Annotated in this window: 22 protein-coding genes; 5 read left to right on the top strand and 17 right to left on the bottom strand. The window is 36.7% G+C overall.

Annotated features, from left to right (window positions below):
* The first annotated feature begins 133 nt into the window (after positions 1-133).
* Positions 134-358, top strand: a complete 225-nt coding sequence (locus tag BC008_RS01565) for a hypothetical protein (protein WP_027840909.1) — start codon at positions 134-136, stop codon at positions 356-358.
* 5 nt (positions 359-363) lie between these two features.
* On the opposite strand, the gene BC008_RS01560 is transcribed toward BC008_RS01565, so the two are convergent.
* A complete protein-coding gene (locus BC008_RS01560; RefSeq protein ID WP_027840910.1) occupies positions 364-690 on the bottom strand; it encodes a hypothetical protein in 327 nt (108 codons plus the stop codon).
* 3,567 nt (positions 691-4,257) lie between these two features.
* Here BC008_RS01560 and hetF point away from each other — a divergent pair.
* Positions 4,258-6,876: a cell division protein HetF gene (hetF, locus tag BC008_RS01550; RefSeq protein ID WP_027842404.1), complete on the top strand. Its 2,619-nt coding sequence runs from the start codon at positions 4,258-4,260 to the stop codon at positions 6,874-6,876.
* Between the two features lie 276 nt (positions 6,877-7,152).
* Here the strand turns inward: hetF and BC008_RS01545 are convergent, their stop codons facing one another.
* The 4 genes from BC008_RS01545 to BC008_RS01530 form a co-directional block, all read right to left on the bottom strand.
* A complete protein-coding gene (locus BC008_RS01545) occupies positions 7,153-7,812 on the bottom strand; it encodes a SanA/YdcF family protein (RefSeq protein WP_027842403.1) in 660 nt (219 codons plus the stop codon).
* Between the two features lie 110 nt (positions 7,813-7,922).
* Positions 7,923-8,525, bottom strand: coding sequence for a neutral zinc metallopeptidase (locus BC008_RS01540; RefSeq protein WP_027842402.1), 603 nt, complete (start codon positions 8,523-8,525; stop codon positions 7,923-7,925).
* Positions 8,526-8,952: 427 nt separating this feature from the next.
* Positions 8,953-9,783 carry a type 1 glutamine amidotransferase gene (locus tag BC008_RS01535; protein WP_027842401.1) on the bottom strand — a complete coding sequence of 277 codons (831 nt, stop codon included), beginning with the start codon at positions 9,781-9,783 and terminating at the stop codon, positions 8,953-8,955.
* A gap of 140 nt (positions 9,784-9,923) precedes the next feature.
* Positions 9,924-10,415 carry a DinB family protein gene (locus BC008_RS01530; protein WP_027842400.1) on the bottom strand — a complete coding sequence of 164 codons (492 nt, stop codon included), beginning with the start codon at positions 10,413-10,415 and terminating at the stop codon, positions 9,924-9,926.
* A 358-nt stretch (positions 10,416-10,773) separates the two neighbouring features.
* Between BC008_RS01530 and BC008_RS01525 the strand changes: the two genes are divergently transcribed.
* Positions 10,774-11,175 (top strand): hypothetical protein, encoded by a 402-nt coding sequence (locus tag BC008_RS01525; RefSeq protein WP_027842399.1) that lies wholly within the window; start codon positions 10,774-10,776, stop codon positions 11,173-11,175.
* 146 nt (positions 11,176-11,321) lie between these two features.
* Here BC008_RS01525 and BC008_RS01520 read toward each other — a convergent pair whose 3' ends face one another.
* Both BC008_RS01520 and BC008_RS47965 read right to left on the bottom strand, forming a co-directional pair.
* The gene (locus tag BC008_RS01520; RefSeq protein WP_027842398.1) at positions 11,322-12,659 is read right to left on the bottom strand and encodes a Mur ligase family protein; all 1,338 of its coding nucleotides are present in this window, start codon (positions 12,657-12,659) and stop codon (positions 11,322-11,324) included.
* 145 nt (positions 12,660-12,804) lie between these two features.
* A complete protein-coding gene (locus BC008_RS47965) occupies positions 12,805-12,993 on the bottom strand; it encodes a hypothetical protein (protein WP_153009505.1) in 189 nt (62 codons plus the stop codon).
* A 123-nt stretch (positions 12,994-13,116) separates the two neighbouring features.
* Here BC008_RS47965 and BC008_RS01515 point away from each other — a divergent pair, with 123 nt between their 5' ends.
* Both BC008_RS01515 and BC008_RS01510 read left to right on the top strand, forming a co-directional pair.
* Positions 13,117-13,701, top strand: coding sequence for a thylakoid membrane photosystem I accumulation factor (locus tag BC008_RS01515; protein WP_027842397.1), 585 nt, complete (start codon positions 13,117-13,119; stop codon positions 13,699-13,701).
* Positions 13,702-13,900: 199 nt separating this feature from the next.
* Positions 13,901-14,509, top strand: coding sequence for a hypothetical protein (locus BC008_RS01510; RefSeq protein ID WP_027842396.1), 609 nt, complete (start codon positions 13,901-13,903; stop codon positions 14,507-14,509).
* Positions 14,510-14,574: 65 nt separating this feature from the next.
* On the opposite strand, the gene BC008_RS01505 is transcribed toward BC008_RS01510, so the two are convergent.
* The 10 genes from BC008_RS01505 to BC008_RS01460 form a co-directional block, all read right to left on the bottom strand.
* Positions 14,575-14,994 (bottom strand): hypothetical protein, encoded by a 420-nt coding sequence (locus BC008_RS01505; protein ID WP_027842395.1) that lies wholly within the window; start codon positions 14,992-14,994, stop codon positions 14,575-14,577.
* Between the two features lie 17 nt (positions 14,995-15,011).
* Positions 15,012-16,034: a hypothetical protein gene (locus BC008_RS01500; RefSeq protein ID WP_027842394.1), complete on the bottom strand. Its 1,023-nt coding sequence runs from the start codon at positions 16,032-16,034 to the stop codon at positions 15,012-15,014.
* Between the two features lie 34 nt (positions 16,035-16,068).
* A complete protein-coding gene (locus tag BC008_RS01495) occupies positions 16,069-17,334 on the bottom strand; it encodes a TRAFAC clade GTPase domain-containing protein (protein WP_027842393.1) in 1,266 nt (421 codons plus the stop codon).
* Between the two features lie 77 nt (positions 17,335-17,411).
* Complete coding sequence (locus BC008_RS01490) at positions 17,412-19,640, bottom strand: dynamin family protein (protein ID WP_027842392.1); 2,229 nt, start codon at positions 19,638-19,640, stop codon at positions 17,412-17,414.
* 238 nt (positions 19,641-19,878) lie between these two features.
* Positions 19,879-21,033 carry a DUF4388 domain-containing protein gene (locus BC008_RS01485; protein WP_027842391.1) on the bottom strand — a complete coding sequence of 385 codons (1,155 nt, stop codon included), beginning with the start codon at positions 21,031-21,033 and terminating at the stop codon, positions 19,879-19,881.
* A gap of 404 nt (positions 21,034-21,437) precedes the next feature.
* Positions 21,438-21,998 carry a GTP-binding protein gene (locus BC008_RS01480; protein WP_027842390.1) on the bottom strand — a complete coding sequence of 187 codons (561 nt, stop codon included), beginning with the start codon at positions 21,996-21,998 and terminating at the stop codon, positions 21,438-21,440.
* Positions 21,999-22,160: 162 nt separating this feature from the next.
* Positions 22,161-22,532 (bottom strand): roadblock/LC7 domain-containing protein, encoded by a 372-nt coding sequence (locus tag BC008_RS01475; RefSeq protein ID WP_027842389.1) that lies wholly within the window; start codon positions 22,530-22,532, stop codon positions 22,161-22,163.
* Positions 22,533-22,654: 122 nt separating this feature from the next.
* Positions 22,655-23,116 (bottom strand): hypothetical protein, encoded by a 462-nt coding sequence (locus tag BC008_RS01470; protein ID WP_027842388.1) that lies wholly within the window; start codon positions 23,114-23,116, stop codon positions 22,655-22,657.
* A gap of 700 nt (positions 23,117-23,816) precedes the next feature.
* Positions 23,817-24,755, bottom strand: a complete 939-nt coding sequence (gene murQ, locus BC008_RS01465; RefSeq protein ID WP_027842387.1) for an N-acetylmuramic acid 6-phosphate etherase — start codon at positions 24,753-24,755, stop codon at positions 23,817-23,819.
* Positions 24,756-24,883: 128 nt separating this feature from the next.
* Positions 24,884-25,306, bottom strand: coding sequence for a DUF3110 domain-containing protein (locus BC008_RS01460; RefSeq protein WP_027842386.1), 423 nt, complete (start codon positions 25,304-25,306; stop codon positions 24,884-24,886).
* Positions 25,307-25,667 lie beyond the last annotated feature (361 nt).

The following is a 25,667-nucleotide window of genomic DNA, read 5'->3' as shown; positions in this document are numbered from 1 at the left end:
ATTATCCTGAGGGGAGTTTAGGAGGGGATTTAAATTGAGGGGATTAGAAGAACCTCATAATTCAAAGAGTTTTATTTGAGGACTCTATCAAATTTTTCATGACAATTTTGAAAGGCACTAGTTGAGAAAAAGTATGAGTATTACTGTGAAGGGCACCATAGAGCGTCGAGATATTGGTATGGGTGCTTGGGCTTTAGTTACTGAAGAAGGTACAACCTACCAAATCATGAGGGGCGCAGACAAAAAATTACTCCAGTCGGGACAAAAAGCAGAAGTTAATGGCAAGATTCGTGAAGATATTATGACTAATGCTGCAATTGGTCCTGTGCTGGAGGTGAATTCTTTTAATCTTATTTAATCTTATTAGTTTTGAGTCGCTTCTATACCGTTAAGAAGGGCTTGTAAGCGACTTCTAAATTCTCCTTTAGCATGACCTCCTTTAACTTCTCCAAAAATCTTTAACTCATTTTCTAGATGATCACAAATTACATATGTAGGCCAACCCATTTGTGACTTATCAGGATACAAGCCCAACAAAATATGACGATATTTCCTGTATGTAGCTGTATCTTGCATCTTGACGTCGATGAATTCCAAATTTAGTTCAGAAGCTACTTTTTTGTCAAAAAATGACATCTTGTGACAAATACCGCAGTCTTCACTAGAAAATTTAATCACAGATAAAGCCATTGTTTTACCTTTAATAAATAAATTATTTCGCCCATAATTATTTCGCCCATGCGAGTAAAATATTATCACATATCATCCTCTTAATATTTTATTTTTCTTGAGTCGTATTTGATAAATGTAAAAAATAAAATATTAGATATTATCCCCTATGAAAACAATGTTGACATTCTTTATTTTGTTATATTTATAGATATAATTAACCAGCTTTCAAAAAGAGTAAAAAAATATTGATAGCAATACAGTTCGTATGGGAATAATAATTGATTTGAGAATTTATTTATTCTTTTATTTTCCGGTTAATTAGAAAAATTATCAATTAATAGATGGAAAAATATTTTGATAGCATGCCATTAAAACTATTTTAATTATTTGATAATTAATTGCAATTAATAAACCAATCATAATCTTAGAATTTTGATTTGCTATTTCAATGCAATTTCACAAGGGAGTATCCTTTTCACATTAGGATAATGTTGTACCTGCAAAGAGAATTTGATTGAAAGACAAAATGTAATCAATTATATTTCATCGCCAGGTATCTCTATTTACTCCATCAAGTATATATTGATAGAGTTCTTGAAGACTTAACCTATATCTTTAAGATTAATTGGCTTTCAAATCATAAAGATTTTCTGAAATAAAGCATAATATTTTAGTCTTTTTGAACCCTTAAAGAGTGGAAATTAATACACTTTAATAACCCCCTCTTGAGGAACAACAGTCTCGAAGGCTTTAATAATAGATTTTTTTTAATTGCAAGACATAAAATATCAATCCATTAACGTATTTTTTCATACTTTTCATATTTTTTAAAATCACCGAATAATTAAAAAAAAAAGTTGGCAATGGTTTAAAATATTGTTAGTTTAATGCTAGTCTAATTTACAGCACTAAAAAATTGTGTGTCTCGGAAATTATTATGGAGATTTAGTCTATTACATTAATAGAGTATTAGGTTATACCTAATTCCTTGTTATGCATTTATTATGATGCTTGTTAAGCCCAAGTTCTCATCAGTTTTTTTTCAAATTAAGGCTTAAAAGCGATAAAAAAGTAATAGAAAACCCTAGCAGGTGGCAGCCAACTAGGGAATGGATTATCAGGGTGCATCTACCACTAATTTATTCTCGATTTAGTTGATAAAATCCGGGTAATTTGAGTAAAATTCAGAGATACCCAATGTCAGTAAAAAAAATCCCCGTGCCATTTTGAGTTAGCAAGGGGAGTGGATTATCAGGGTGCATCTACCAATACTTTGTTCTTAATCTAATTAACAAAATCCGGGTAATTTGAGTAGAAACCGTTATTGGAAGGATATTCATAAAAAAAATCCCCGAGCCAGTTTGAGCCAGCAAGGGGAATGGATTATCAGGGTGCATCTATCAATACTTTGTTCTCGATCTAATTAATAAAATCCGGTCAATTTTAGTAAAAACAATTATTGGGTAAGTTTCAAGCAAAAAAAAATCCCCACGCTAGTTTGAGCCAGCAAGGGGAATGGATTATCAGGGTGCATCTATCAATACTCTGTTCTCGATCTAATTAATAAAATCCGGTCAATTTTAGCAAAAACAATTACTGGGTCAATTTCAAGCAAAAAAAAATCCCCACGCTAGTTTGAGCCAGCAAGGGGAATGGATTATCAGGGTGCATCTATAAATACTCTGTTCTCGATCTAATTAATAAAATCCGGTCAATTTTAGTAAAAACAATTATTGGGTAAGTTTCAAGCAAAAAAAAATCCCCGCACCAGTTTGAGCTAGCAAGGGGAATGGATTATCAGGATGCATCTACCAATACTCTGTACTCAATTAGACTTATAATATCCGGGCAATTTAGTTAAAACTAAAGTTAGAATTGTATGCACAAAAAAATCCCCAAGCCAGTTTGAGCCAGCAAGGGGAATGAATTATCAGGGTGCATCTACCAATACTTTGTACTCAATATGACTTCTAATATCCGGGTAATTTAAGTAAAAAATAAATCTGTTACATACGCAAAAAAATCCCCGAGCCAGTTTGAGCCAGCAAGGGGAATGAATTATCAGGGTGCATCTACCAATACTCTGTACTCAATTCGACTCACAATATCCGGGTAATTTAAGTAAAAAATAAATCTGTTTATATACGCAAAAAAAAATCCCCAAGCCAGTTTGAGCCAGCAAGGGGAATGAATTATCAGGGTGCATCTACCAATACTTTGTACTCAATGTGACTTCTAATATCCGGGTAATTTAAGTAAAAAATAAATCTGTTTATATATACAAAAAAATCCCCGAGCCAGTTTGAGCCAGCAAGGGGAATGGATTATCAGGGTGCATCTACCAATACTTTGTACTCAATATGACTTCTAATATCCGGGTAATTTAAGTAAAAAATAAATCTGTTTATATATACAAAAAAATCCCCGAGCCAGTTTGAGCCAGCAAGGGGAATGGATTATCAGGGTGCATCTACCAATACTTTGTACTCAATATGACTTCTAATATCCGGGTAATTTAAGTAAAAAATAAATCTGTTTATATATACAAAAAAATCCCCGAGCCAGTTTGAGCCAGCAAGGGGAGTGGATTATCAGGGTGCATCTACCAATACTCTGTACTCAATCCAACTCATAATATCCGGGTAATTTAAGTAAAAAATAAATTGGTTTATATGCGCAAAAAAAATCCCCGGGCCAGTTTGAGCCAGCAAGGGGAATGGATTATCAGGGTGCATCTACCAATACTCTGTACTCAATCCGACTCACAATATCCGGGTAATTTAAGTAAAAAATAAATTGGTTTATATACGCAAAAAAAATCCCCGGGCCAGTTTGAGCCAGCAAGGGGAATGGATTATCAGGGTGCATCTACCAATACTCTGTACTCAATCCGACTCACAATATCCGGGTAATTTAAGTAAAAAAAATAAATTGGGTTTATACACACAAAAAAATCCCCGCGCCAGTTTGAGCCAGCAAGGGGAATGGATTATCAGGGTGCATCTACCAATTTAATATTCCAAAATTAGTAATAGTTTTCCGGATAAATTCTCCTAATAATTTGTTAGTCGTTAATATTGATTAATTAGTCAAATCACATAAATTTGCGAGTCAGTTACTCGAAGCATAAGAATGTGAAGAGCAGATGTAAAGGTTTTTCACTTCTAAGTAGTATGTCAACTGACTCGTAGAATTCTACTGTATATTAAAAAAAACCCTAGTGGGTGGCAGCCAGCTAGGGATTTTGATGATATCAGGGTGCATCTACCAATATTTGTTCTAATATGTTGCAGTATTGTCCGGACAAATTTACCTGCATCTCTACTAATTATTTAGCAGCAATATAATTTAATGAATTAACTTGAATATAAAAATCAATAACTGGCATTGACTGTCAGACTATGGAGGTTGTACTCAGAAAAATACAATAAATATTCTAGATAAAATTGTAGTAGAAGATATATTGAACTACCACGTTGAGAAACATTCATATTTCAGGATGCATCTTAGTAATTGGAAAAAGCAAAATATCAATTTGAAACATAAAAGTTTCATACCAGGCAAGGTAGGCAAACAGGAGAAGTTGTGACCCAGGAATTTCATATTTCCGTAACCCCAGTAGGGCAGGATGACTACTTGGTGCGGACGGAACAAGTCGCGCCTGGGGTGCCATTAGCAGAAGAACTGGTTTCTTGGCCAGTTGCTGACTGGCTAAGTGCTGCTGCACATCTTATGAACGACCCTTTAACTTCAGTTTTACAAGGAGATGCGATCGCTAGAAACTCCGTGAACTTAGTTGCTTTGGGTCAGCAATTTTATAATGCACTGTTTCAAGGCACTCTCAGGGATAGTTGGATTACTGCCCAAGGTATTGCCCAAAATCATCAAAAGATACTGCGTTTACGTTTGGGCCTCAAAGATAATAAACTGGCTAGCCTTCCATGGGAGGTGATGCATGCAGGTGATCGCCCCCTTGCGACAGGACCTTATGTGGCATTTTCTCGCTATCAGAGCGGGATTGGTATGAGTTCCCGTTTATCGGCAAAAAATATACCCATTCCTTCAGAGGAAGGTAGTATAAAAGTTTTAATGGTCATTGCTTCTCCTACTGATAAAGTTCGCCTTGACCAACTGAAACAAGAAGCAATTAAGCTGCAGGCTGAGTTACATCGTAGTGGAGAAAGTGGCAATCATCTGCCGGAAATTCAACTTACCTTATTACAACAACCAGGTCGAGAAGAACTAACTCAAGCCCTAGAACAAGGAAGATATCATATTCTCCATTATTCCGGTCACAGTAACGTCGGTCCCAATGGTGGAGAAATTTATCTTGTTAGTAGCAGAACAGGGCTAACAGAAACTCTGACTGGAGACGATTTGGCTGGTTTACTTGTCAACAATAATATCCAAATGGCAGTTTTTAACTCCTGTTTGGGAGCCTATGGCGTTTCATCTGCTCGGAATAGTGAAACTGGCGAACGCAATTTAACAGAAACTTTAGTTAAAAGAGGTATTCGGAGTGTTTTGGCAATGTCAGAACGCATTCCGGATGATGTAGCCCTCAACCTTACACAACTGTTCTACCGTAACCTTTCACAGGGTTATAGTGTGGACTTATGCATTTCTCGAGTGCGCCAAGGTTTAATTTCCACCTATGGTTCTCACCAAATGTACTGGGCTTTGCCAATTTTATATCTTCAGTCAGATTTTAATGGCAATCTCAATGGCCTTAATTCTTCTCCCAACGAATTTATCAACGAATATAACCCGGTTTTAAGTGCATCATCCACATCTTACTCAGAGAAAATAGATGAATCAGATATTCCTGCAGTTCCTTTACCGATTGATGATTTAATTTCTTCATATGAACCAGAAGAATCTTCGGGTTTAGATTGGCTAGGAGAAGATACTTGGGGCGATCTGGTTGATGATGTTGAATATAACGATCCCTCCTATGCGGAAGACTCCGCAATTGTTTCTGATTTGTTTCGTCAATTGGATGAGCAAGCAGCAACAGAACAACCCATGATGAACGCTGAGTTAATTCAGGAGGTTGGTGATGATGTGTCTTCGCAGCAACCCTATTCTGCACAGCAGTCTGTAAATGATAAAGCTGCAGGTAATCTGCAAGATAATTTCAGTTTCGCCTCGGATACTGATAGCAGCTTTGAACAAAGACCAATTTCTCAAATAGCTTCCTTGGGAACTGAAGAAGTTGCAAAATGGGACGAAGTAGCTGGATTAGAACAAGTAAACCAAGATATTACCCACAGCGCTCAATCGTCACATATTAATCGAAAAATTACTGGTTCTAGACATAATAATTCTGCTGTATTTAACTTCAAGCATTTTTTTAGAAAGAATTCATGGTCTGCTGTTGGTGCACTTGGTATCACTGCAATTACACTTGTGAGTTTAAGTTGGTTGTGGCGAGAGGGAGGTATATCTAATTTACCAAGTTCCCCTCAAGATAAAGAATTGCTAATGGAGGAACCCAAAATTCCCGAAATAAATCTTAAAGAAGATGCAACAGGGGTTGTGACTCGGTACGCAACAGGTAAATTAAATAAGGGAAAACTGGAAGCGGGTTTACAAGCAGTTGAAGAATTACTCAACCGGGGAACCTTAAATGAAGCTCGAGCAGTTTTAAAATCAATACCCCTACCGCAAATTGATAATCCATCTGTGAATTTTTTACGGGGTCGACTAGCTTGGCAATTTGTGCAACAACGAAATACCCGTAATGGCTACACAGTAGATGATGCACGTCGTTATTGGGATAGTGCAGTTAAAGCAGACCCTAATTCATCTTTGTATAAAAATGTTGTGGGATTTGCTTACTATGCAGAGGGTAATCTCAATCGAGCGAATGATGCTTGGCTCCAAGCATTGAGTTTAGAAATTCAGCCAAAGAATCGTTCTAGGGCTCCGAGTAGTGTAAATTCTTCTGGTGGTAAACAAAAACTATCCAATAATGCTTTGCAAGCTTACGCAGGATTAGCTTTGGGTTTTTATAAAGCTGCTTCATCACAACCCCCTGGGAAACGAGAACAATATCTTAATGAAGCAATTAAAATGAGAAATACCGTACTTGACCACGACCCTTTGGGATTTCAGGTAAATGAACTAGGGAAAAATTGGTTGTGGACGGATAGTGCTATCAGAGATTGGCGAGCTATTTTGAGGTTGAAATATCAAGAATAATCTAAATTGAATCGACTTTGATTTAATTAACTTTAACTGAATTCATTTTTTATTGAATTACAGAGGATTGTAAATAAGTGATTTACAATTCAAAGGCTGAAACTTAGACTCAATGGTAAAAGAAATCCCACTCTCAATTCCTATCTTCTGCTATGATTGCATCCCACTTAACGTCGCGATTGTAAAGCGGTACGCTACTACGCATAATTGTGCTATCGCTTGAATAAAATATTCGCAAGCATTTGGAAATATTTCATTTTCTGGGTGTAATTTGAGCTATTTTGTATCTTCTAAGGGACCGAGAAAAGTTGGTTGCGGGCGGGTAATATGAACTTCCCACAATGCCTTCAAGGTAGAAAATTTTTCTCTCAATGAATAAAACATAACATTTCTAAAAGGGTATACTTCCCAATCAGGAGTACCTAAGCCAATGGAATTTACATGCAGACGATTGCAAAGATAGACTGCGCGAGATAAATGAAATCTTTGAGTAACTATAACTGCTTGCTCAATTCCAAAAACTTTCTTAGCACGGTAACAACTTTCATAGGTACTAAAACCTGCATGGTCGAGAGTTATATCCTCTGGTGGTACACCAAGTTTTACAGCATAATCTTGCATCGCTGTGACTTCATCATAATCCTCACGGCTATTATCACCACTCATTAATAGTTTTTTCACACGTCCTTGCTTGTAAAGTTTTGCTGCTGCTGAAACGCGGTCAGCCAGCATTGGTGTGGGAGTACCATCGGGAAATATCCCGGCTCCAAGGACAATTGCTATGGGTTGTGAAGTAACTTCGGAATAATTAGTATAACGTCGGCTACTAGTAATTAAACTTACATATAAATTTAATCCAAAAGCTATACATACTGTGCTTAAAAATAATAAAACAATAGAAAATCGCCAGTGTAACCAAAACCATTTAGGTAGCATACATTTATTTAAGTTCAAATCAACTGACTGAAGGTATTAACATATACTAAATTATTGATTTTTATTTAACTTTAAATCTTAGGATTATTTGCAATCCCAGTTCAAGAATATTATCTAGAGAGACGACAAACTTCTACTCCTTTACCATTTAAAGAACCTTGCATACCTATGCTAACAGCTTTTACCCTTTGTTTGGGTGTACCGTGATGGTGTCTGCTACCCCAAGCATAATCTCCAATGCTGTAAGCAAAAGTCGCTATTTCTCGAATATCTTTTGCGTCAAAAACGATATCAGGTATTAGACCCAAATATACCCCAGCTAAACAATCTGCTTGTAATTCTGTGAGTGGGGAATATTTGGGGGTAAATCCATGTGCTGTCTGCATTGCATGGGCATATTCGTGGGCAATAATGTAAGCCAATGCTGCATCTCCATACCGGTAAGCCATGCGGATATCTCGTCTCATGATGTAAACGGTATGATCCAGTTTGCAATAATGACTACTGTGAATTCGTCCGCAGCGAGTGCGAGAATTTTCGCGAATATTCCAAATTAATCTAGGAGTAGCTTTATAACCGTGAATCTTTTGAATTCCAGAATACACCCCATCTACTACAGCTTGAGGGTGCCACTCTCTGGCTTGGACTGGTAATGTAGCGAAAACATAGCCTAAGCCAATAGCTGCTGCAGTTAATGACTGTAATATTTTCATTTAAATGCTTTGTGATTTTATATTTCCTCTATAAGATATTTCACACAAAACCCAGTGTTTTCTGAAAAAATAATTTTAATTTAATTGAAAAAAATCTGATATTTGTTGTATTTTGTCAATAAATATAAATTCATAAAATATAAATTCATAAAATATAAATCCATAGTCCATATCAGGCGTAAATCAGAAAAACTAGATTTGCTTACGTGCTTGGTTTCTGCTAGGTTCAACAATTGTAAAGAGTTACTTGAAGGTGATATTTCCTAACCGTTAAAAATAGCCTTCTGCTTTTTATGAATGCTTCTCATGTGCTTTTTTACAGTATTAGGTGTAATTAGATAACTTGGAAAATAACAAATAAGAAGCTAAACATAAGGTTTTTCTTCCCAGTTACTCTTATTTTCAGATATTTTTTTCAGAGAAATATTTATTTTCCAACAGCAGGAGTAGCTAAATCGACTTTTAATCTGTTAAACATTGTTTCTCGAGCTTTCATCGCCAATTTGTCTTCTAATGGTTTGAGTGCGAACGGTTGCTGATACTTTAAGCGTAATGCAGTTTGAATTAACCAATCAGCGACAAAAGGATTTTTTGGTAGCAGTGGTCCATGGGAATAAGTTGCGATCGCATTTTGATAAAAAGCGCCTTCGGTTCCATCTTCTCCGTTATTACCTAAGCCGTAGATCACTTTTCCTAGTACTTCGACCTTTCCTCCCTGTGTATTTACCCTGGTACGTCCACCGTGGTTTTCAAAACCAACCAGATAAGGAGTAGCTCCTCCCAATATTTCTTTTAATTCTTTAGCTAAACGGGAAGCTGTCACTTCAATGACCAAATTACCAATGCAGCGCTTGACATCGTCACCGGGGTGTACTGATACCATGTCCAATATTCCCAAACCTTCAATACGCTTTCCTAAGCCTGGTTCGTAATAATGTCCTAATAGCTGTGGCGAACCACAGGTAAATACACCGGGAGTTCCACTATCGAGTTTTTCCCGCATGGCGTCGGCTTTTGCACCTTGTAAGTCACGCATAACAATTTCTTGTTGACGATCCTGGGCTCCTCCACCAACAATTACATCAACTGATTTGATATCTTCTGCTGTAGCATTTTGGTCTAAGGCTTGAATCCTGACACTATATCCCCGCCATTGGGCGCGACGTTCTATAACGATAACGTTACCCCGATCTCCATAGGTGCTCATCAATGTGGGGTATAACCACCCAATAGTCAATTCTAATTCTTGATTAGCCATAGATTTAATAAGTTTAAAAGTTTTAATAAACAGCAATAAAGCTCAAGTTGATTTTCGGCATATTAACGTATAGCGTTAAGCTGCAGCATTAGCTACCAAATATTTAGGTTGGTTTTGTTGATGGGATTTTTTTGATTGATTTACGGTCGTAAGACGCGGTGCATATCTAGAACAGGAGGGGCAATTTCTGTCTGGCTCAGCATATCGTGAATTTGGCCCCGGTGATGTGTCTGATGATTAAAAAAATGTGACAATAGCATATCAACTGGATCGGTATAAACCTTATTCTGATTATTTACGTAGCTTATTGTCCTGGTCAGAAAATCTTGATTTAAATGAGACATAAAATTTTCTATTTTCTCATCTTCTAATACACGTATTTTCCGCAGTTCTTCAAAGTCATCATAGAGAATAAGGTCAAGTCCGGTAGAAGAAATTTCTTGTCCTGTAAAGCGTCCCATCCAAATTCTGTCACCAATGAGAATATGATTGAGTGTCCCATAAATACTTTTGAAAAAGGCTGGTCTTATTTGTTTCAGTTCTTTGTCTGAAAGCTGGGAACATGCACCATATAACTTGTGATTCGCTAAAGTATTATATCTTGCCAGCATTTTAAAATGTTGTATCAACATACTCTTTTGTTAACTGTATTTACTCGCATCTAGTACTAGGTTTTACAATGTGTCAAGTATAAAAAAATATGTATCAATGAGTTTGAATGCCAATTTTTTGTGGTTATCATGAGCAGTGGCGATAGAAGAATTTTGTAAGTAGGCAAATTGTGGGTTAACAAATTGTGAAATAACAACTGTGGACTAACAAATTGCCTATCTACGGATAGATTCTATCCAAATCAAGCAGAAATATTTTGTTTGACTAGCTCTAAAAAGTTAACTTTTGAGCAGCAATTTTCTTGTATACCGCACAGTTTATAAACATTAAAACTGTTTTTGTTTGGTTGTAAACACCACAATTATTCAGGGAAAAGTAATGGATTGCAAAACAGCCACTTTGGTCTACCAAACTGAGGATCATTTAGGAAATATCCGCAGAATTTTTCCAGAAGCTTGGAAATTTTTAGAGGAAGTGTCTTTTGCTTACGTCCAAAGTAAGCCGGATAATTTTGATTCAGAAATTAGAAAATTGGTTGGTGAAAAGCCTTTTAAATATAGAATGGTTCACCGCGATGATAAAGACCAGTTAACTAAAGATTTAGGAGATTTACTAGGCGATATCACCTCAAGATTGCTATTAGAACAACATTTTTCCAAAGTAGTTGGTCAGCAAGTATATTTCAGCACTATTTGCTGTAATAGCCATTTAACTGCAGACCACGAATTAACTTTGGAAGAAGTTTTACCCCTACAGTGTGCAGCAGTTAAGTTGCAGTAATAGGGGATGGGTAATTGGTAATTGGTAATCGGTAATTGGTAATTGGTAATTGATAATTTTTTACTCATTACTTATTACTTATTACTCATTACTTATTACTTGTTACTTATTACTCATTACTCATTACTTAGTTACTCTTCCCCAAATCACCGTATCTTCTTCCCTGTCAAGATTTCTCGCACATCTAACATCGCTGTGTATGTCGGTAAGATGTGTAATGTCTCATCATCTGGGGTGTTCTTTAAAGCTATATCAATTGCTTGTTTTAAGTCCTGTTGGATTATTAGGTTTAACTTACTGTCAGCGGTGTTTTCGCTATAGCGCAGGCGTAAAGCCATATCGTAAACGCGATCGCCACTAACCACTAGAGTTCCACCACGTTCAACCAGTTTTTCGGTATCAACATCCCAGATCCAAGATACGTCTTCACCATCCTGTACTCGGTCGTTAAGTACCAGCAGGGTGGTTTTATCGTTACTTTGAGTAACTACGCGAATGGTTTCATTAGTCCCAACGGGGTTTTTGGATAATAAAATTCTTACTCGTTTACCATCTATTTCTAATTCTTCTGCGCGTCCAAATGCTGCTTGGAAAGTTGGAATTGTATTGTGGATTGTTTTTTCGTCAATTCCCAATTCAACAGCAGCTGTTGCCGCAGCCAAGGTATTGTATTTGTTATATAACCCAACCAAAACTTGTTCCCATTCTTGGCTATTAAGTGTGGGTTGACTTTTACTGAAACCACAACTAGGACAAGTAAAATCTCCCAAATGGGACAAGTACACACCTTGGTAATCTAAAGAATGTCCGCAACGGGGACAGTAAATTGAATCAACCGCGTGTTGGATTTTTTCTAAATACTGTTCGGGTTCACTTAAACCAAAAAATGATACTTTTTGTTTCAACTGCTGACCGAGATAGCATAAAGTGGGATCGTCAGCATTAGGAATAACTACCGTATCTGCAGGTAAGGTAGAAATCACTTTTGTCCAGCGTTTGCTAATACTATCAACTTCCCCATAGCGATCGAGTTGGTCGCGAAATAAGTTTAAACAAAGAATAATTTTTGGTTGAATTGGAGTAAGTACTTTGGGGACAATATTTTCATCTACTTCCAAAATGGCATAGTCTACATTTAAACCGCCAACAGAATTTGCACTCTCCATTAGCGCTGTAACTAAACCATTTTCCAGATTTGCACCCGTTGCATTATGTGCAACTCGATATCCTTTACGTTCCAAAATGCTTCTTAATAGTAGGGAAGTAGTAGTTTTACCATTTGTCCCCGCAATCAAGATAATTCCACTTTTTACCTGCTGGCTTAATAATGTCAAAAGCTGCGGTTCAATCCGACGAGCGATAGAACCAGGTAAAACTGACGCTGCACCTAAACGTAGCGATCGCACAAAAAAGGTGACGCTTTTGGCGACCGATACCGCCAATCCCGATCGCAACTTATCTGCAAATTGAATATCTTTTCCCACTTTACGTACTCAAGTCAAACAATAGTTGTTTATAGTGTTTTGAATTAGAAACAGAATACCTAACTGTGCTTTAAGCAAAAGCTTTATCCCCGATCTGAGGTAAATGTACTGCATGGTACTTTCTACATTATGAATCGGGCATGTCTTATAATAAGCGCGAGTTTAACCAATCCCTAATCAAAAAGCCAGTCTTCACATCACAAAATTTATTTGTCATTGTTTCTTTTAATAGGGAACAGAAAACAGCTAACTGATGATATGGCATTAACCATAAATTATTAACTGGTAACTGGTAACTGGTAACTATAGCCCGTAAGGGCGTGGCGTTAGCCATAAACTGTTAACTGTTAAACGTTATCTTAAAAGTTGATGAGTAGTGGAAGTAATTATATTTCTACCGATTAGTTCCCTAGTCAGCATAATTCAGCATGAAAATATCAAAGCAAAGGTTGTTTTAATGATTCAAGTCAGGTTGCAATTCTTACGTCGATTTATTTGTAGATTCCGGCAGTTTTTGTTGCTTTTCTCAATATTATTTTCTCTGCTCGTCGTCTTTACTCAGCCAGCATTTGCAGGTATTGATGATGACAGGTATGACGGCAATATTTTTGTGGTGTATGCCGGGAATGGTTCTTTAGTACCACCACAAGCTACCTTGGCACAAGCTTTAGCAGAACATAAGCCTGCAATTTTAACTTTTTATGTTGATGATAGCAGTGATTGCAAAAAATATGCGATCGTTGTTTCCCAAGTTCAAGCTTACTATGGTAAGGCGGTAGAGATTATTCCAGTAGATGTAGATACCATCTCTCAGAAAAAAACCTATAGCCCTAATGAACCAGGTTACTACTATACCGGTGGTGTTCCCCAAGTTGTAGCTTTTAATAAGGCTGGAGATGTAATCTTAAATGAGAAGGGTCAAGTACCTTATGAAAAAATAGATGATGAATTTAGGAGAGTGTTTGATTTACTACCACGCACTGAGTCCATAGAACTGAAGCGACGCTCATTTAATGAGTTCAGTAGCGAGTTAGCACAATAATTTTTTGGACAGGCAAGTCAGTCTGTCCCCTTAATTTTTAGTTATATTAGATACTACAGATTAATGGGACTTGAGAGATAATATTGCTATGGTTTGATAGATTTAAATAAAAGTTGACTGGGAAAACAATAATTTATTGGACAATAAGTTTAACTGGTTTATATCGCTGAATACCCAATGACAGATAGAGTGGGATCTGATGTCAAAGGTTTATAATACTGACGATTTAATTCAAATTTTGGCTTCCGAACGCCAAGCTTGTCTTAAAGGAGAACGATTGAAGTTAGAGGTTACTGTTTCTGGTAATCCCGTAATCGATCAATTTATCAGAACAGATGGACTGCAAAAATTTACCGCTTATCAAGAATTTAAAGCCGCAATTCATGATTATCAACGGGAATACCAAGTTTCTGGAATTATTTTACAGGAAGTAAAGGTTAAAGGTAAGACTTTGCGCTATCCTGAAGTTCATCCTCAATTAATTGCTATCTCCGGTGACTTGGAAATTTTAAAGGAAGCAAAACAATCCATCCTAGAGTTTTGGGAACGAGTTTCCCCGGGGATGGATTTATATTTGAGTTTTAATAGTGGTAAACAACATAAACAAATTGAGCGAGTTGATGTAGGTAGAATTATTCTCAGAACTGAATGGGCGACTTTAAATGCTTTTGAAAAGTCTGATTTCTTGGAAATAATTTTACAATTAGGTTGGGGTAAACCTGATGAAGCTTGCTATCAAAGGGGTTTTCCAGCATCGGGTAGCGAATATATTCATGCAGTAAATCCCGGAAATTTACCAATCGGCTGATTCATAAAGCTGTCATGTGTGTCGTGTGTGTAAAAAATCAGCTTAAATGAATTAAATACACCTTATTACTGAGTAGATGAAGGGTTACGGAATCTTTCAATTATTGCCAAATAAGAACGTAAAACCTTTTTTATATAGCTGAATTCCTCTTGTGTTGATAACTCTCCCTGCAAGAAGTAACCTAGTGCTATCAGTTCTTTTTTGCGGTTCGGGCTAAGATAATTTATCTCTGTATGAATTTCAAATCCTTGTATCAGCCACCTATAGAATTTTTGGAGTAATTCACCAGATTCTTCTTGTAAGGATTCTAAATCATCTGTATTTAAAGAGTTCAAGGATTGCTTAAGATACTTCTCTACATCATTCAATATCTTGGTTGTCCCACGGGAACTCTCATTTTTGTCGATCCGTTTTAAAGCTTCAATTAAAAGATAAAGTTTATAAACGTCTTTTTCCAGCAAAGGACTGATTGCGTTATGCACCACATCAAAATCGTTTCCTGTTAAGCGTCTGGCGATTGAATTTGGTAAGACTGGGGTTGATTGTCGGGCGATAGCGGGGTTTTTACAGGCTGAGGATTTAGGATTGGTGTTGGAGTTAGGGTTGGAGTTAGTTTTGGACTGTGAGTTGGAGTTAGAACTGGACTTTGAGTTATTAGCAAGATTGCTAGCGCGATTAGGATCGGTAGAATAATCCTCAAAATTACTAGGCGAATTTTTGCTGCTGGTTTTGGGGTTGGTACTGGTTCTGGAGGTGGTACTGGTTTTGGGGTTGGTACTGGTTCTGGGATTGGCGCTGGTGGTCTTTTTTTTTCAACCCAAATATTACCTTTGTAAATAATTTGTTGTCGATCGCTCTCTTGTTTGAACTCAGTAACTACTACTACAGGTTGCTTGGTTTCAGGTAAGGAAGTCTGATTAATTTGGTTTACCAGATTGTATAATTCGCTTTCGATATCAATTGTTTTCGGGGTTGACCAAACTGACTCAGAAATATTAACAACTTTCGGGGATACTTTTGACAGCAGGCGATCTAAATGGGTGTTAGCGTCAGCGTATAACTCTTCAATTTGTTGGGTATTAACTTTAAAACCATTGAGTCCATCAAAGTCAATTGAACTACGAATTGCGCTCAAAAAAGTTGACTCTTTTGACCAAAAACTTAGTAAAGCACAAGCAGCTAGTTTTCTTAGTTGAGACTCTGTTTCTGGTGAATCATCGCCAACCCACAGAACGATTTCAGAAATTCTCCGCCCCATTTTTCTCGAGCGAGCTTCTGCTGCATCCAGTCCAGTGAGTTCTAGGAGTACTTTATTTTGATATCGAGCCAAAATAAGGAACGGCTTAGTATCATTGATTGGAGAATTAATTGTTACCTGTTTACCGTCATTTCTCTCAATAACTTTTTGCTTAAGCACATCTGGCTCTTCCTTCGGCTGTTCGGGTTTGCTGATATTGCGCCAATGAATACCAACTTCGCCTAATGGAGAACTTCTAACGTAAATTTCTACTTGACTATGACTCATAGGAGCCTCACATTATCATTAATTTAGAGATTTTTCATCTAGGTATTGGTAACCATTTAGCTCTACCTTGCAAAATCGCAAAGCCCCGTTCTTGTTTACAATCAATGGCAAATTTGGAAATAGCTGCGTTAAAAGCTTGGATCTGAGCTTCTGTAGCATCTGCTTTACCTTGAACGGCAAACTTTTGCTCTTGTGTCTCTTTTAAAGCATCTACTCGATCCGTATAATTGTCATTAGCTTCACTATGACTTGTATGAACGTCATCGAAAAAGTTAGCTATGAGCCTCAAGGGTCCCCAAAGTTGATTGCGCTGATTCAGGCGCTGTTCTGCTAGATTAAGCCTGCGTTGGGCGCTATCAACTCGATCTTCTTGAACGCCAACTTCTTTTTCAAGTTCATCAAGGTTTTCTTTTGCTCGTTCCAATTCTAACTTGAGACTTTGATTGGATACATTCAACAAAAACCGCAATACATAGCGCAGCGGTTGGTCTCCATCTTTTGGTGCATAAGGCGCATCTAGGGGTACTTTATGGTAAAAGACCCGAGTGTAACCATCAATGGTTTCAGCATGGGAGAAAGCAATGTGTCCGATGGTTTGCACGGGTGTTACCACTACTGCGACTTTGGGGTACTGCTCATCTTGTTTGAAGAAATCTAATAATTCCCGATAGCCGATCTTGATGCGATCAAGTAAATCGTTAGCATCCTTGTCGGTTTTCATGTAACTTTCACACTTTAATGGGGCTAGGACAACCAGCCTGGGTCTTGTTAAACTTTCATAGGCATCTTTTAATAGTTTGGTAATACGAACAGGATCATTTTTTGTTTCATGCCAAGGTCCAATTTCTGTATTCTTCGTTCTCCCTGTTTTCTTTTCCATCAAAGCAGTTGCATCAATAGGAATAATCACCGCATCACATTGATTTAACTGTTGCTTGACATACTCCTTTTGATCGGGAGTCGCAGTCGGTTTAAAATATTCTCCAGAAGGATCGGTAAAGCGAATTTTCATGAACTTTTTACCGCCACTTCCCACTTCAAAAAAAAATCCTTCATCTTCCCAAGGATTAAGTTGGGGTGGGGTTGGTTCAACTAGCTTCTGTAACCGGTAGTCCATATTTCGGAGCTGACGTTTACATTCCTCGATCGCATCTAATGTTTTACTGTCACTTACCCATGTTGTCAGCCCCGCACTATCAAAGGTTTTATCAAATTCTTCGTGCATCGCGGCTAACAAACTGGTCTTGCCAACCCCTCTAGGTGCAAGCATGATAATATTTAGTTCTTGCAAATTACTCATAAAAACAAATCCGGGCTGAACAATAAAGTTTTATCTGTGTTAAGAAAATTTTATAAATCAACCGGTAGTTGGAAAATTCAAGTTAAAAATTGAATTGTTTCTACACGATTAACCTCTTCTAATTTATTAACACTATTCAACCAGTCCTGTTGAAGCTTTTGTTCTTGTTCAAGTTTGCCAATTTCCTGTGCCCAGACTTTAGTTCTTACTCGCCGGAGAAATTTTTTCCAATCTTTCTGAGCTTCTTTGTGATAAATAATATTATCAATAAACTTTTCAATTCTTGCGTAAGCAGCAATGCTGGGTTGATAAATTAGCTCTTCTAAAGCAGCTTTAATTCTGGCAACTGTACGGTCGTAGTCAATCTGTAGGGCATTGAAAATCAAGTCAGCATTGGTATTTGGTCCAACTTTTAAAGTTACATCTTGAGGTTCGTCATTGGGAAGTTGAATATTACTAAGTTCAACCAAATGTTGATAAATTTGTGGTTCAATTAAGCCACTGTAGGAAAGTTCAAAACTATCAATGATTTGGAAACCTAGCAGAAGTCTTCTCAAGTCTGAATGTTCTTGTTCCAAGAATTCTCTAAAAGCTTTGATGAATTCTGAGTCTGCTGAATAATTAGGAAATATACTTAATTTTCCCGATGTGATTAAAATCTCTGCTATTCGTGCTTTGACTTCGTCAGTTGACTCTTTTAGTCCCTCATCTAAATTGTTAAAGCGATCGGAAAGTAGAGTACGCAGCAAGTCGCGGTAATCACCGTAAGCTTTCATCGGGTTACTAGCTTGAATCTGCTGATTAATTTCATTTTCAGGATCGTCAGCAGTTAAAATTCCAGCATTTTCCTTACAATTTTGATAAACTCTCTCAATACTGGATTCCAAACTATGGGATGGTAATTGACAGCGCTTTGCAAATTCCAGTCTTAAATTTTGGAAAGCAATGGTGATTTCTCGCCACCATCCATCTCGATCAGTACCGAACAAATCATCATAGGTATCATCAATCATCCTGGATAAATTATTGTCAGTACCGCTAAAGACTTTCCGAGCAGACTGTATAATTAAATCGATATCTTGCTGAATTTTCAGCAACCGTTCTTGGCTTTGCCGAGCATACTCTTGATCAATTTCTAAAATATGCTCTGCCAAGTAATTAAGAATGCGATCAAAGACTTGGTTAGCATCATCAGAGTTTGAGCAATCAGCAATTTCACAACTGACTACTTGCATTTGCAAGCTATCCTTGAGAGCCCTACAAGCATGCATATTGTCTGTTCTTTGGCTATGGTTAATAACCATAAATGCTCTACCTGCAAGATTATTTAACTCTCGAGCAGCAGTATCATAAAGGTCTGTGTCAACTTTACGCCATTGGTAGCGTTGCGGATCTGGTCTAGTAATAAATAGGACAACATCTACAGCTTTTCCCAGGGTTTCTAGCATTACCGTTTCATCACCCAGTTTAGAATCTCCCAAACCGGGAATATCAACTAGAGCAATTTGACCAACATCAGGATTTTCAAAAGGACAAAAGATATTAACTTCGCGCACAGCTAAATGTTTGAAGGTAATCAGTTTTCCCTGGGTATTGCGTTCTTGTCTCACATATTCAGCGACTTCCTCTACAGGTATAACTTTCTGTTGAGGTTCTATTCCCGGAACAATTAAATGTCGATATTGTTCTAAGTTTTGGAAATAGTCAGATAGTAGATGTTGATAAACTGCTTCATCCGTCGCTCCAACGGGTGCTTGTTCTGGTAGAGATGCTAGAGCGAATTCATTCAAGTTGCACGGTTCGGGCTTGAGTTTGAGCGTTCTGTAGTAAGGAAGAATTACTTCCTCTAAAAAAGTTTTTTCTGAATGGAGAATAACTCTAACTTGAACAGAACCTACTTGATTGCAAACCACACTCCGAACCGCTGTACAAGCTGCTCCTTCATAAGCAGGAATTTCGCGATCGCTAAGTCCACTTAAACTTTTGAGTAAGGTACTTTTTCCTTGTCCCATCAACCCCATAACGCCAATGTTTAGGGTATTCCTGGAAAATCTGCTCCTAAGTTTAGACAGTACAATTAATTCAGAATTAATACCAGATTGAATATCACCAAAATCAATCGCCTTTAGATCTTCTAAGACTTGATTATTAGTGTTGTCTTGCAGTAACGCTTCTCGTTGAGTTTCTAAATTGTACAACGCTGATGCTTCTGCCTGAAGCTTTTTCTCAACTGTGGCGATTTTTTCCGGAAGATAGCGCGATCTACGCTCAACTATGTTGGCGACCTGCTCCGCTCTAGAAGGCATTTTACCTTAATTTATCTAAGATTACATAACACACCATAACACTGGAGTTAAGTGTAGTCTAAGCATAATCGCTGTTCGTATTAAATAACTTTACCTAGAAATATTGAGAACACTGACTTGATATTAACCAATGATAAATTAGGTCGTTAAACCTCAAAATATTTGTAGTGATGATATTGGCTTCTCAAGATGAATTCATCAAAAAATCCTTTCAATTGCTTCCAAACAAAAGATAATTTTAATTTTCAATTTTTTTCTGGAGAAAACCAACTAAATTTTGGAGAAAAGATTGACTCATATTAGTTTTACTTATAGTGCCGAGTTCTGTTTCTAATTTTGGGCTCGTAACAGAACTATTTTCCTGTTTTTTTGTTTGAGATAATTTTGAGTATGATGAATTTACTAAATTTTGAGTACTCAAATGTTGAGTATTTTGCTGGTATTGAAGTTCTTTGACTTTGTTCTCTGTGTCTTTAGCTTCTGCAACCTTACTTAAAGTATCTGTTTCAGAAAAGACTTTTACCTTATCATTATTACTGCTATGACTCTGCAGTTGCTCCCCTAACTTATCCCTACTTCCGAGACTATTACTACCCTTTAGCATAAAAACTTCTTCAACTAAATTACTAACAATTAATCGAAAAGCTATTTGCTGTACCTTTTCTAGAGGAAACTTAAGTTCTTCGGATATTTCCCGTACAGATGAATTACCATTCGCACGTTTCCATACTTGGGATTCTTTATGCTCTAAGCGGATTTTTGGTCTTTCTTGGGTCTTAGCCAAAATGCTAGAGGTTGGATCTGGTAGTTTTGCTGATAGTTGATTCCACTCTTCTAAATTACGCAAACCCATAAGCGTAGCTTCCGTTGCAGGTATACTTAAACCAGTCATTTCCGCTAATGGAAGGGGAGAATTTTCTTCAAAATTGAACTCTGCATTATTAAGCTCAAACAAAGGTGAAATTTTTTCTGTTACTTGAGCGCGAAATAAAAGCATCAACTGTTCTGCTTTGACTATCCCTTGAGATTTGAGATACAAACCCATTGTTGTTTTAGTGGAAGAATGTTCCTCAAAATCCTTCAAAGTTAAGTTACTCTTATTCCAGCCTCGCTTGGAAAGTATTGATATTAAACCCTGATTATCTAAAGATTCAGCTGCAGCTAATATACGACCCTGTTGCAACCAAATATAATGAGTTTCAGTTGTTAAATTAGGATGTAAATTATTAGAACTTGAGTCAGTGGAAGGCGAATAGTTAGATTGTGAATAGTTAGATTGTGAATAGTTAGAATTTAATTTACGAATTGTGAGTAAACCAGTTTTATATCCTTCTTCTAAAAACCGAAATAACTCTGGTAAAGAAAATTGTGATAAATAACCAGTAAATGCCATATCTTCCCTTATCAAATATCAATAGTTAGTAATTACCCTGGTACTGTTTAATTTTATACTATGTTATTTAAGTTTTAATGTAATTAAAGAATTTTGATTAAATAGTATAAAAATAGTTTCAGTATTTTTGATTTTATAGCTCTATTTTTATGACTATATTTTTATGAGTGTATCTTTACGGACTTTTTGATGGATTTCTAAATTCTAAATTTTTGCCAATCTTGGTAGCGAATAAATTAGCAAACAACTAAGACTAAAATCATAACTAACTGTGGATATAGTGTTAGTTATTTGCAATTAATAATAAATTCTAAATTATCGATCCAAATTATTGATCCAAAGTATAAATTTTTATTATTAAGTTACTTAGTTTGGTCAAACAAAAACAAAAATATGACTTAAATTTATCCCGAGATAGATGATGCTTCCTTCTTTGAATTATTCATATAGTGTTGCACTAGAGTCATAATTGTTTTTGCTACAGATGATGTTTCCGTTGGATTAACACTGACTATTGGTGGTCTGTTATGTTCGTGTATGTAGCCAAGAGCAATAGCAACATTTTCTTCAGTCCAAGCACCCGGACAATCAATGTGGGTTAAACCAATAATCATTGGAATTTGCGCTTGTTGATTCATATAGTTGATTACACGACGAGCATAACGGAATTCACTCGGTCTATGAGCGGCTACTAACAATATATAAGCATGGGCTTTACGAATTAACATGTCCCACATAAAGTTAAATCTTTCTTGACCAGGCGTACCATAGAGGTGTAGTGCCATATCAGAACCGAACTGTAATCTTCCAAAGTCAAAAGCAACCGTAGTTCTCTGCTTGAGCAATGCTGTTTCATCTGTTGCGTGGCGATCTGTATCCACGACTTCTATTTCGCTAACTGAACGGATAAATGTTGATTTTCCCGCACCCACAGGTCCAGTCACAACTAAACGCATTATTTCCATATACTTTTTTAATTAAAATAAATGACAAATTTAGCTGGTATTTTTTTAAAGTCAAAAAAAAATCAGATGGGACTGTTCCCAAGAAAATATGTTTAGATTTTCCTGGGAACTTAACCTTCGCGCGAATTATTAATATAAAACAAGAATCACTTGGGCAATATACTACATTAAAATCAACTTAAGTTCTGAAACAAGACGTTTAATTTCTAACATTAATAATCCTTGTTTAACCGAATGACTGGCTAGTACTAAAAGTAAAGCTTCCTCGCCACAGTTAGTCAGTACTCCAATTCCCCGGTCTCCTTCAACATAAATACGTTCTGTTATCCCTCTATCCAATTCACTTCCAATTCGCTCTCCTAAAGATAGCATTGCCGCTGACATTGCCGATACTCTTTCATCATCCATCCCCGGAGGTAAAGCTGCAGCAAGAGATAATCCATCAGGAGTTACAAGAGTTGCACCTTGAATATCATTAGTACCGCTGACAAAATTTTGCAAAATGTTTTCTAACTTGGCGGAATTAATTGCCATTTTCGATAGCCTCTTGGTTTTTCATTAATTGAATAAGAGTATTTATTTCTATATTTAATCTATGTTTGCAATTTGAATAGTTAAATCAATTTATTGTTTAAGTAATATGTTTCCGGGGCTGATTATCCTAAAACAGAAAATTCAAACACATCATGACTACCTCCGCGCAACACAGATTCTACTTGTTTACCTCGCAAGCGTTTACCAAATACTTGTTCTAAAATTCCCCAAACCGCACCCAATGTGAATGTACATTTGCGCAGAGAGCCTTGGGGTTCAGCGGCAGAGCACAATGTTTCAGAAGCAATAACTCTAATAATATCGCCCTCAGAGATGATTTTTTCTACGTTACAAAGACGAAACCCATCTTTACCGAGTACACTTCCAATTTTACTGGTAACTGTGTCTAAAGAGCTTGATAAATTTGCTAGTTCTAATTCTTTTGCTAACTGCTTACCTCGCGAACGACCAGCAGCAGTTAAAGCAATAGCAGTTGCTTTCTCTCCTAGAGCCTCTTCCATCCCTACAACTGCACTTTTATAACATACGACGGAGCATAAATCTCCAAGTTCCGGACGTGTCATTAAAAATAGTACTCCTTGTTTATAGCAGTTCGCATTTTCGATTATCTAGAGTACAATCTTCAACGCCAACAGAGGTTACACTTATAACTAAACTTGTCATTTACAGTTACAGTTAGTATTTTCACTGAAATTCAAGCTTGTTATTGAAAGTAATTATTCTATAACAAATTACTTTTTAATACCAATGTAAATCAATTTTATTTATTTACTACTTGGACTATAAATGTAGTATTAGTTATTTACATTCTTAAAGCATTTTCTAAGACATGGATTGTTGTATTATGCTCTCATAAGCAATTTTATGCATTCGATAAGATATTGAAAATTATATTTTTTTCTATTTACCGACAAAATAGTATCAAACACTACAACAAGTATTATGTATTTAAATTATGTTTTATGAATTGATTTTAGTCGTATTTTCCCTGAATTAACTCAGTGAGATAAGAACCGTGGATTTAATGTTTTTGATTATACTGAAAAAACCAATAAGCAAGAAAAAAAGTAATTTTTATTACATCTAAAATCAATAGATGAAGGGTCTAAGTTATGGTTTTTTAAAACTTAGCTTGACAGAAAACAAGGTTTAGTAGCTAAAAAAAGTAGCTAAAAACCCTATTGATTTCCGGGTAGTTACGGCAGAATAATATGCTGTTATTCTGTTTAATGTAGAAAATTACCACATTTTAGGAGTAGGAATTCAGGTTTTCGACTTAGATTTACTATGTTGCTTGTGGCTGTTTACTGCGGCACGCAAATTATTATCATGTGCTGATAGAAGTTGCTCGCTAGCTTCTTTCCCTAAGCCAGTCCAATGCATTAATAGGGCTAATTTGACTCGTTTTCCACTGCGACCTAACAAAACATTAGCAGTATCGCGAGTTAGACCAGTGAGGTCTTGCAGAATTCGCAAAGCACGGTCGTGTAATTTCTGGTTTGTGACTGCAACATCTACCATGCGATTACCATAAACTTTGCCTAAACGTACCATTACACCAGTAGAAAGGATATTTAAGGCTAGTTTTGTTGCTGTACCTGCTTTGAGGCGAGTAGAACCTGCTAAAATTTCAGGTCCGGTTAACAAACGAATATCAATATCTGCTGGACTGGAAACTTGATCTTGGGGAACGCAAGTCATAAAAATTGTTGTTGCTCCCAGAGCACAAGCTGCATCCAAGGCTCCGAGAACGTAAGGAGTTGTTCCACCTGCTGTAATACCAACTACTACATCTAGCTTACTAATTTGGTATTCGCGAATAATTGCTTCTCCATCGGTAACATTATCTTCTAGTTGCTCGGAACTACGTCTGAGTGATTTATCCCCACCGGCAATAATACCCTGTACTAGTTCAGGAGGGGTACAAAAAGTTGGCGGACATTCAGATGCGTCCAGTACTCCTAATCTTCCAGAAGTACCCGCGCCAATGTAAAATAATCTTCCACCCTGACTTAAACTTTTAGCAGTCTGCTCAATGGCTTCTGATAATTGTTTCTTTGCGGATGCAACAGCAGCAACAGCTTTTTCGTCTTCCCGATTAAATAGCTCTACTAATTCTTCTGAACTAAGTAGATCTAAATTTAAACTGTCAGGATTAATCTGCTCTGTCAAAAGATGCCCGCGTTCGTGCAAGTTTGTCATCTATCTAACTATAATTTTTTCGAAATGGTTAATTTAACGGTCATTTTTATTCTGTAGAATCATCTCTGACCACTGGTGATTATGATGATTGAATACATAATAAACTACATAACAAACTACATAACAAACTACAGTAATCCTTCTAGTTTGCGGCGAATCTTGTCAAGTTCGTCTTCTGACATTTCACCTGTTTGTGGACTTTCATTTTCTGCTGATTCTTCTGTTTTTGCGGAACTTTCTTCTGGCTTATCCTGCTTATCTTCTTCCCAGTCAGTTTTGTCCACATTAGCTTCTGGAGGAAGTACCAAAGAACCGTTAGCAGGGACTAATTCTGATTCGTAACCGGAACTAGCACAGAATTCATCTATTTCTTCAGAGTCAATTTCTTCTACAGTGGGTGAAGGGAAGTCTTGTGCTTCTAGCATCAATGCAAAACGATTTGCATCATCTTCTGATTCAAACATTAGCACCTTATCGCGATCGCCAATGCGAATTGTATGAATTCCTTCATTTTCCGTTCCCGCATTGAAAAGTAATACAAATACACGCATGGGTCTTATCTACCTTTCTTTTTGAATTTATTCATATTAAAGTTCTAGGTTGTAGAACTCAGAAAGTCGAGGTTAAACGATCGCTTTCCTGATATTTTCCTGACTCGATTAAAATCACTTAGCATATTAATTTTAGATGTATTTTGGATCTGACATTTCAGCCGAACAGGCAAAGCTACTGACAAGCTCCAGGTTGTTGATATTAACCGGTTAAGTGAGTTAGTTTTTAGGTTACCCCAACAATAAATTATTCCATATGAAGTTGTTAGCGGTTGTGACTACAAAATTGCATAAGTAATTAATTGATGCTTAATAACAGCTTGCGAACAAAGCTTCAAAATTTTAAAACTTCAACTCAAAA

The organism is Mastigocoleus testarum BC008 (assembly GCF_001456025.1).
Classification (GTDB): domain Bacteria; phylum Cyanobacteriota; class Cyanobacteriia; order Cyanobacteriales; family Nostocaceae; genus Mastigocoleus; species Mastigocoleus testarum.
The sequence above is the reverse complement of the archived record's forward strand: the minus strand, read 5'-3'. Positions and strand labels throughout refer to the sequence as shown.

What these genes read in the sequence shown, in the direction of transcription:
- BC008_RS01480 (WP_027842390.1), bottom strand. Translation starts at nt 21,998, where the DNA reads ATGGAAATAATGCGTTTAGTTGTGACTGGACCTGTGGGTGCGGGAAAA.
- BC008_RS01515 (WP_027842397.1), top strand. Translation starts at nt 13,117, where the DNA reads ATGATTCAAGTCAGGTTGCAATTCTTACGTCGATTTATTTGTAGATTC.
- BC008_RS01510 (WP_027842396.1), top strand. Translation starts at nt 13,901, where the DNA reads ATGTCAAAGGTTTATAATACTGACGATTTAATTCAAATTTTGGCTTCC.
- BC008_RS01545 (WP_027842403.1), bottom strand. Translation starts at nt 7,812, where the DNA reads ATGCTACCTAAATGGTTTTGGTTACACTGGCGATTTTCTATTGTTTTA.
- BC008_RS01525 (WP_027842399.1), top strand. Translation starts at nt 10,774, where the DNA reads ATGGATTGCAAAACAGCCACTTTGGTCTACCAAACTGAGGATCATTTA.
- BC008_RS01535 (WP_027842401.1), bottom strand. Translation starts at nt 9,783, where the DNA reads ATGGCTAATCAAGAATTAGAATTGACTATTGGGTGGTTATACCCCACA.
- BC008_RS01475 (WP_027842389.1), bottom strand. Translation starts at nt 22,532, where the DNA reads ATGGCAATTAATTCCGCCAAGTTAGAAAACATTTTGCAAAATTTTGTC.
- BC008_RS01490 (WP_027842392.1), bottom strand. Translation starts at nt 19,640, where the DNA reads ATGCCTTCTAGAGCGGAGCAGGTCGCCAACATAGTTGAGCGTAGATCG.
- BC008_RS01485 (WP_027842391.1), bottom strand. Translation starts at nt 21,033, where the DNA reads ATGGCATTTACTGGTTATTTATCACAATTTTCTTTACCAGAGTTATTT.
- BC008_RS01540 (WP_027842402.1), bottom strand. Translation starts at nt 8,525, where the DNA reads ATGAAAATATTACAGTCATTAACTGCAGCAGCTATTGGCTTAGGCTAT.
- BC008_RS47965 (WP_153009505.1), bottom strand. Translation starts at nt 12,993, where the DNA reads ATGGCTAACGCCACGCCCTTACGGGCTATAGTTACCAGTTACCAGTTA.
- BC008_RS01495 (WP_027842393.1), bottom strand. Translation starts at nt 17,334, where the DNA reads ATGAGTAATTTGCAAGAACTAAATATTATCATGCTTGCACCTAGAGGG.
- BC008_RS01470 (WP_027842388.1), bottom strand. Translation starts at nt 23,116, where the DNA reads ATGACACGTCCGGAACTTGGAGATTTATGCTCCGTCGTATGTTATAAA.
- murQ (WP_027842387.1), bottom strand. Translation starts at nt 24,755, where the DNA reads ATGACAAACTTGCACGAACGCGGGCATCTTTTGACAGAGCAGATTAAT.
- BC008_RS01565 (WP_027840909.1), top strand. Translation starts at nt 134, where the DNA reads ATGAGTATTACTGTGAAGGGCACCATAGAGCGTCGAGATATTGGTATG.
- BC008_RS01500 (WP_027842394.1), bottom strand. Translation starts at nt 16,034, where the DNA reads ATGAGTCATAGTCAAGTAGAAATTTACGTTAGAAGTTCTCCATTAGGC.
- BC008_RS01560 (WP_027840910.1), bottom strand. Translation starts at nt 690, where the DNA reads ATGGCTTTATCTGTGATTAAATTTTCTAGTGAAGACTGCGGTATTTGT.
- BC008_RS01460 (WP_027842386.1), bottom strand. Translation starts at nt 25,306, where the DNA reads ATGCGTGTATTTGTATTACTTTTCAATGCGGGAACGGAAAATGAAGGA.
- BC008_RS01530 (WP_027842400.1), bottom strand. Translation starts at nt 10,415, where the DNA reads ATGTTGATACAACATTTTAAAATGCTGGCAAGATATAATACTTTAGCG.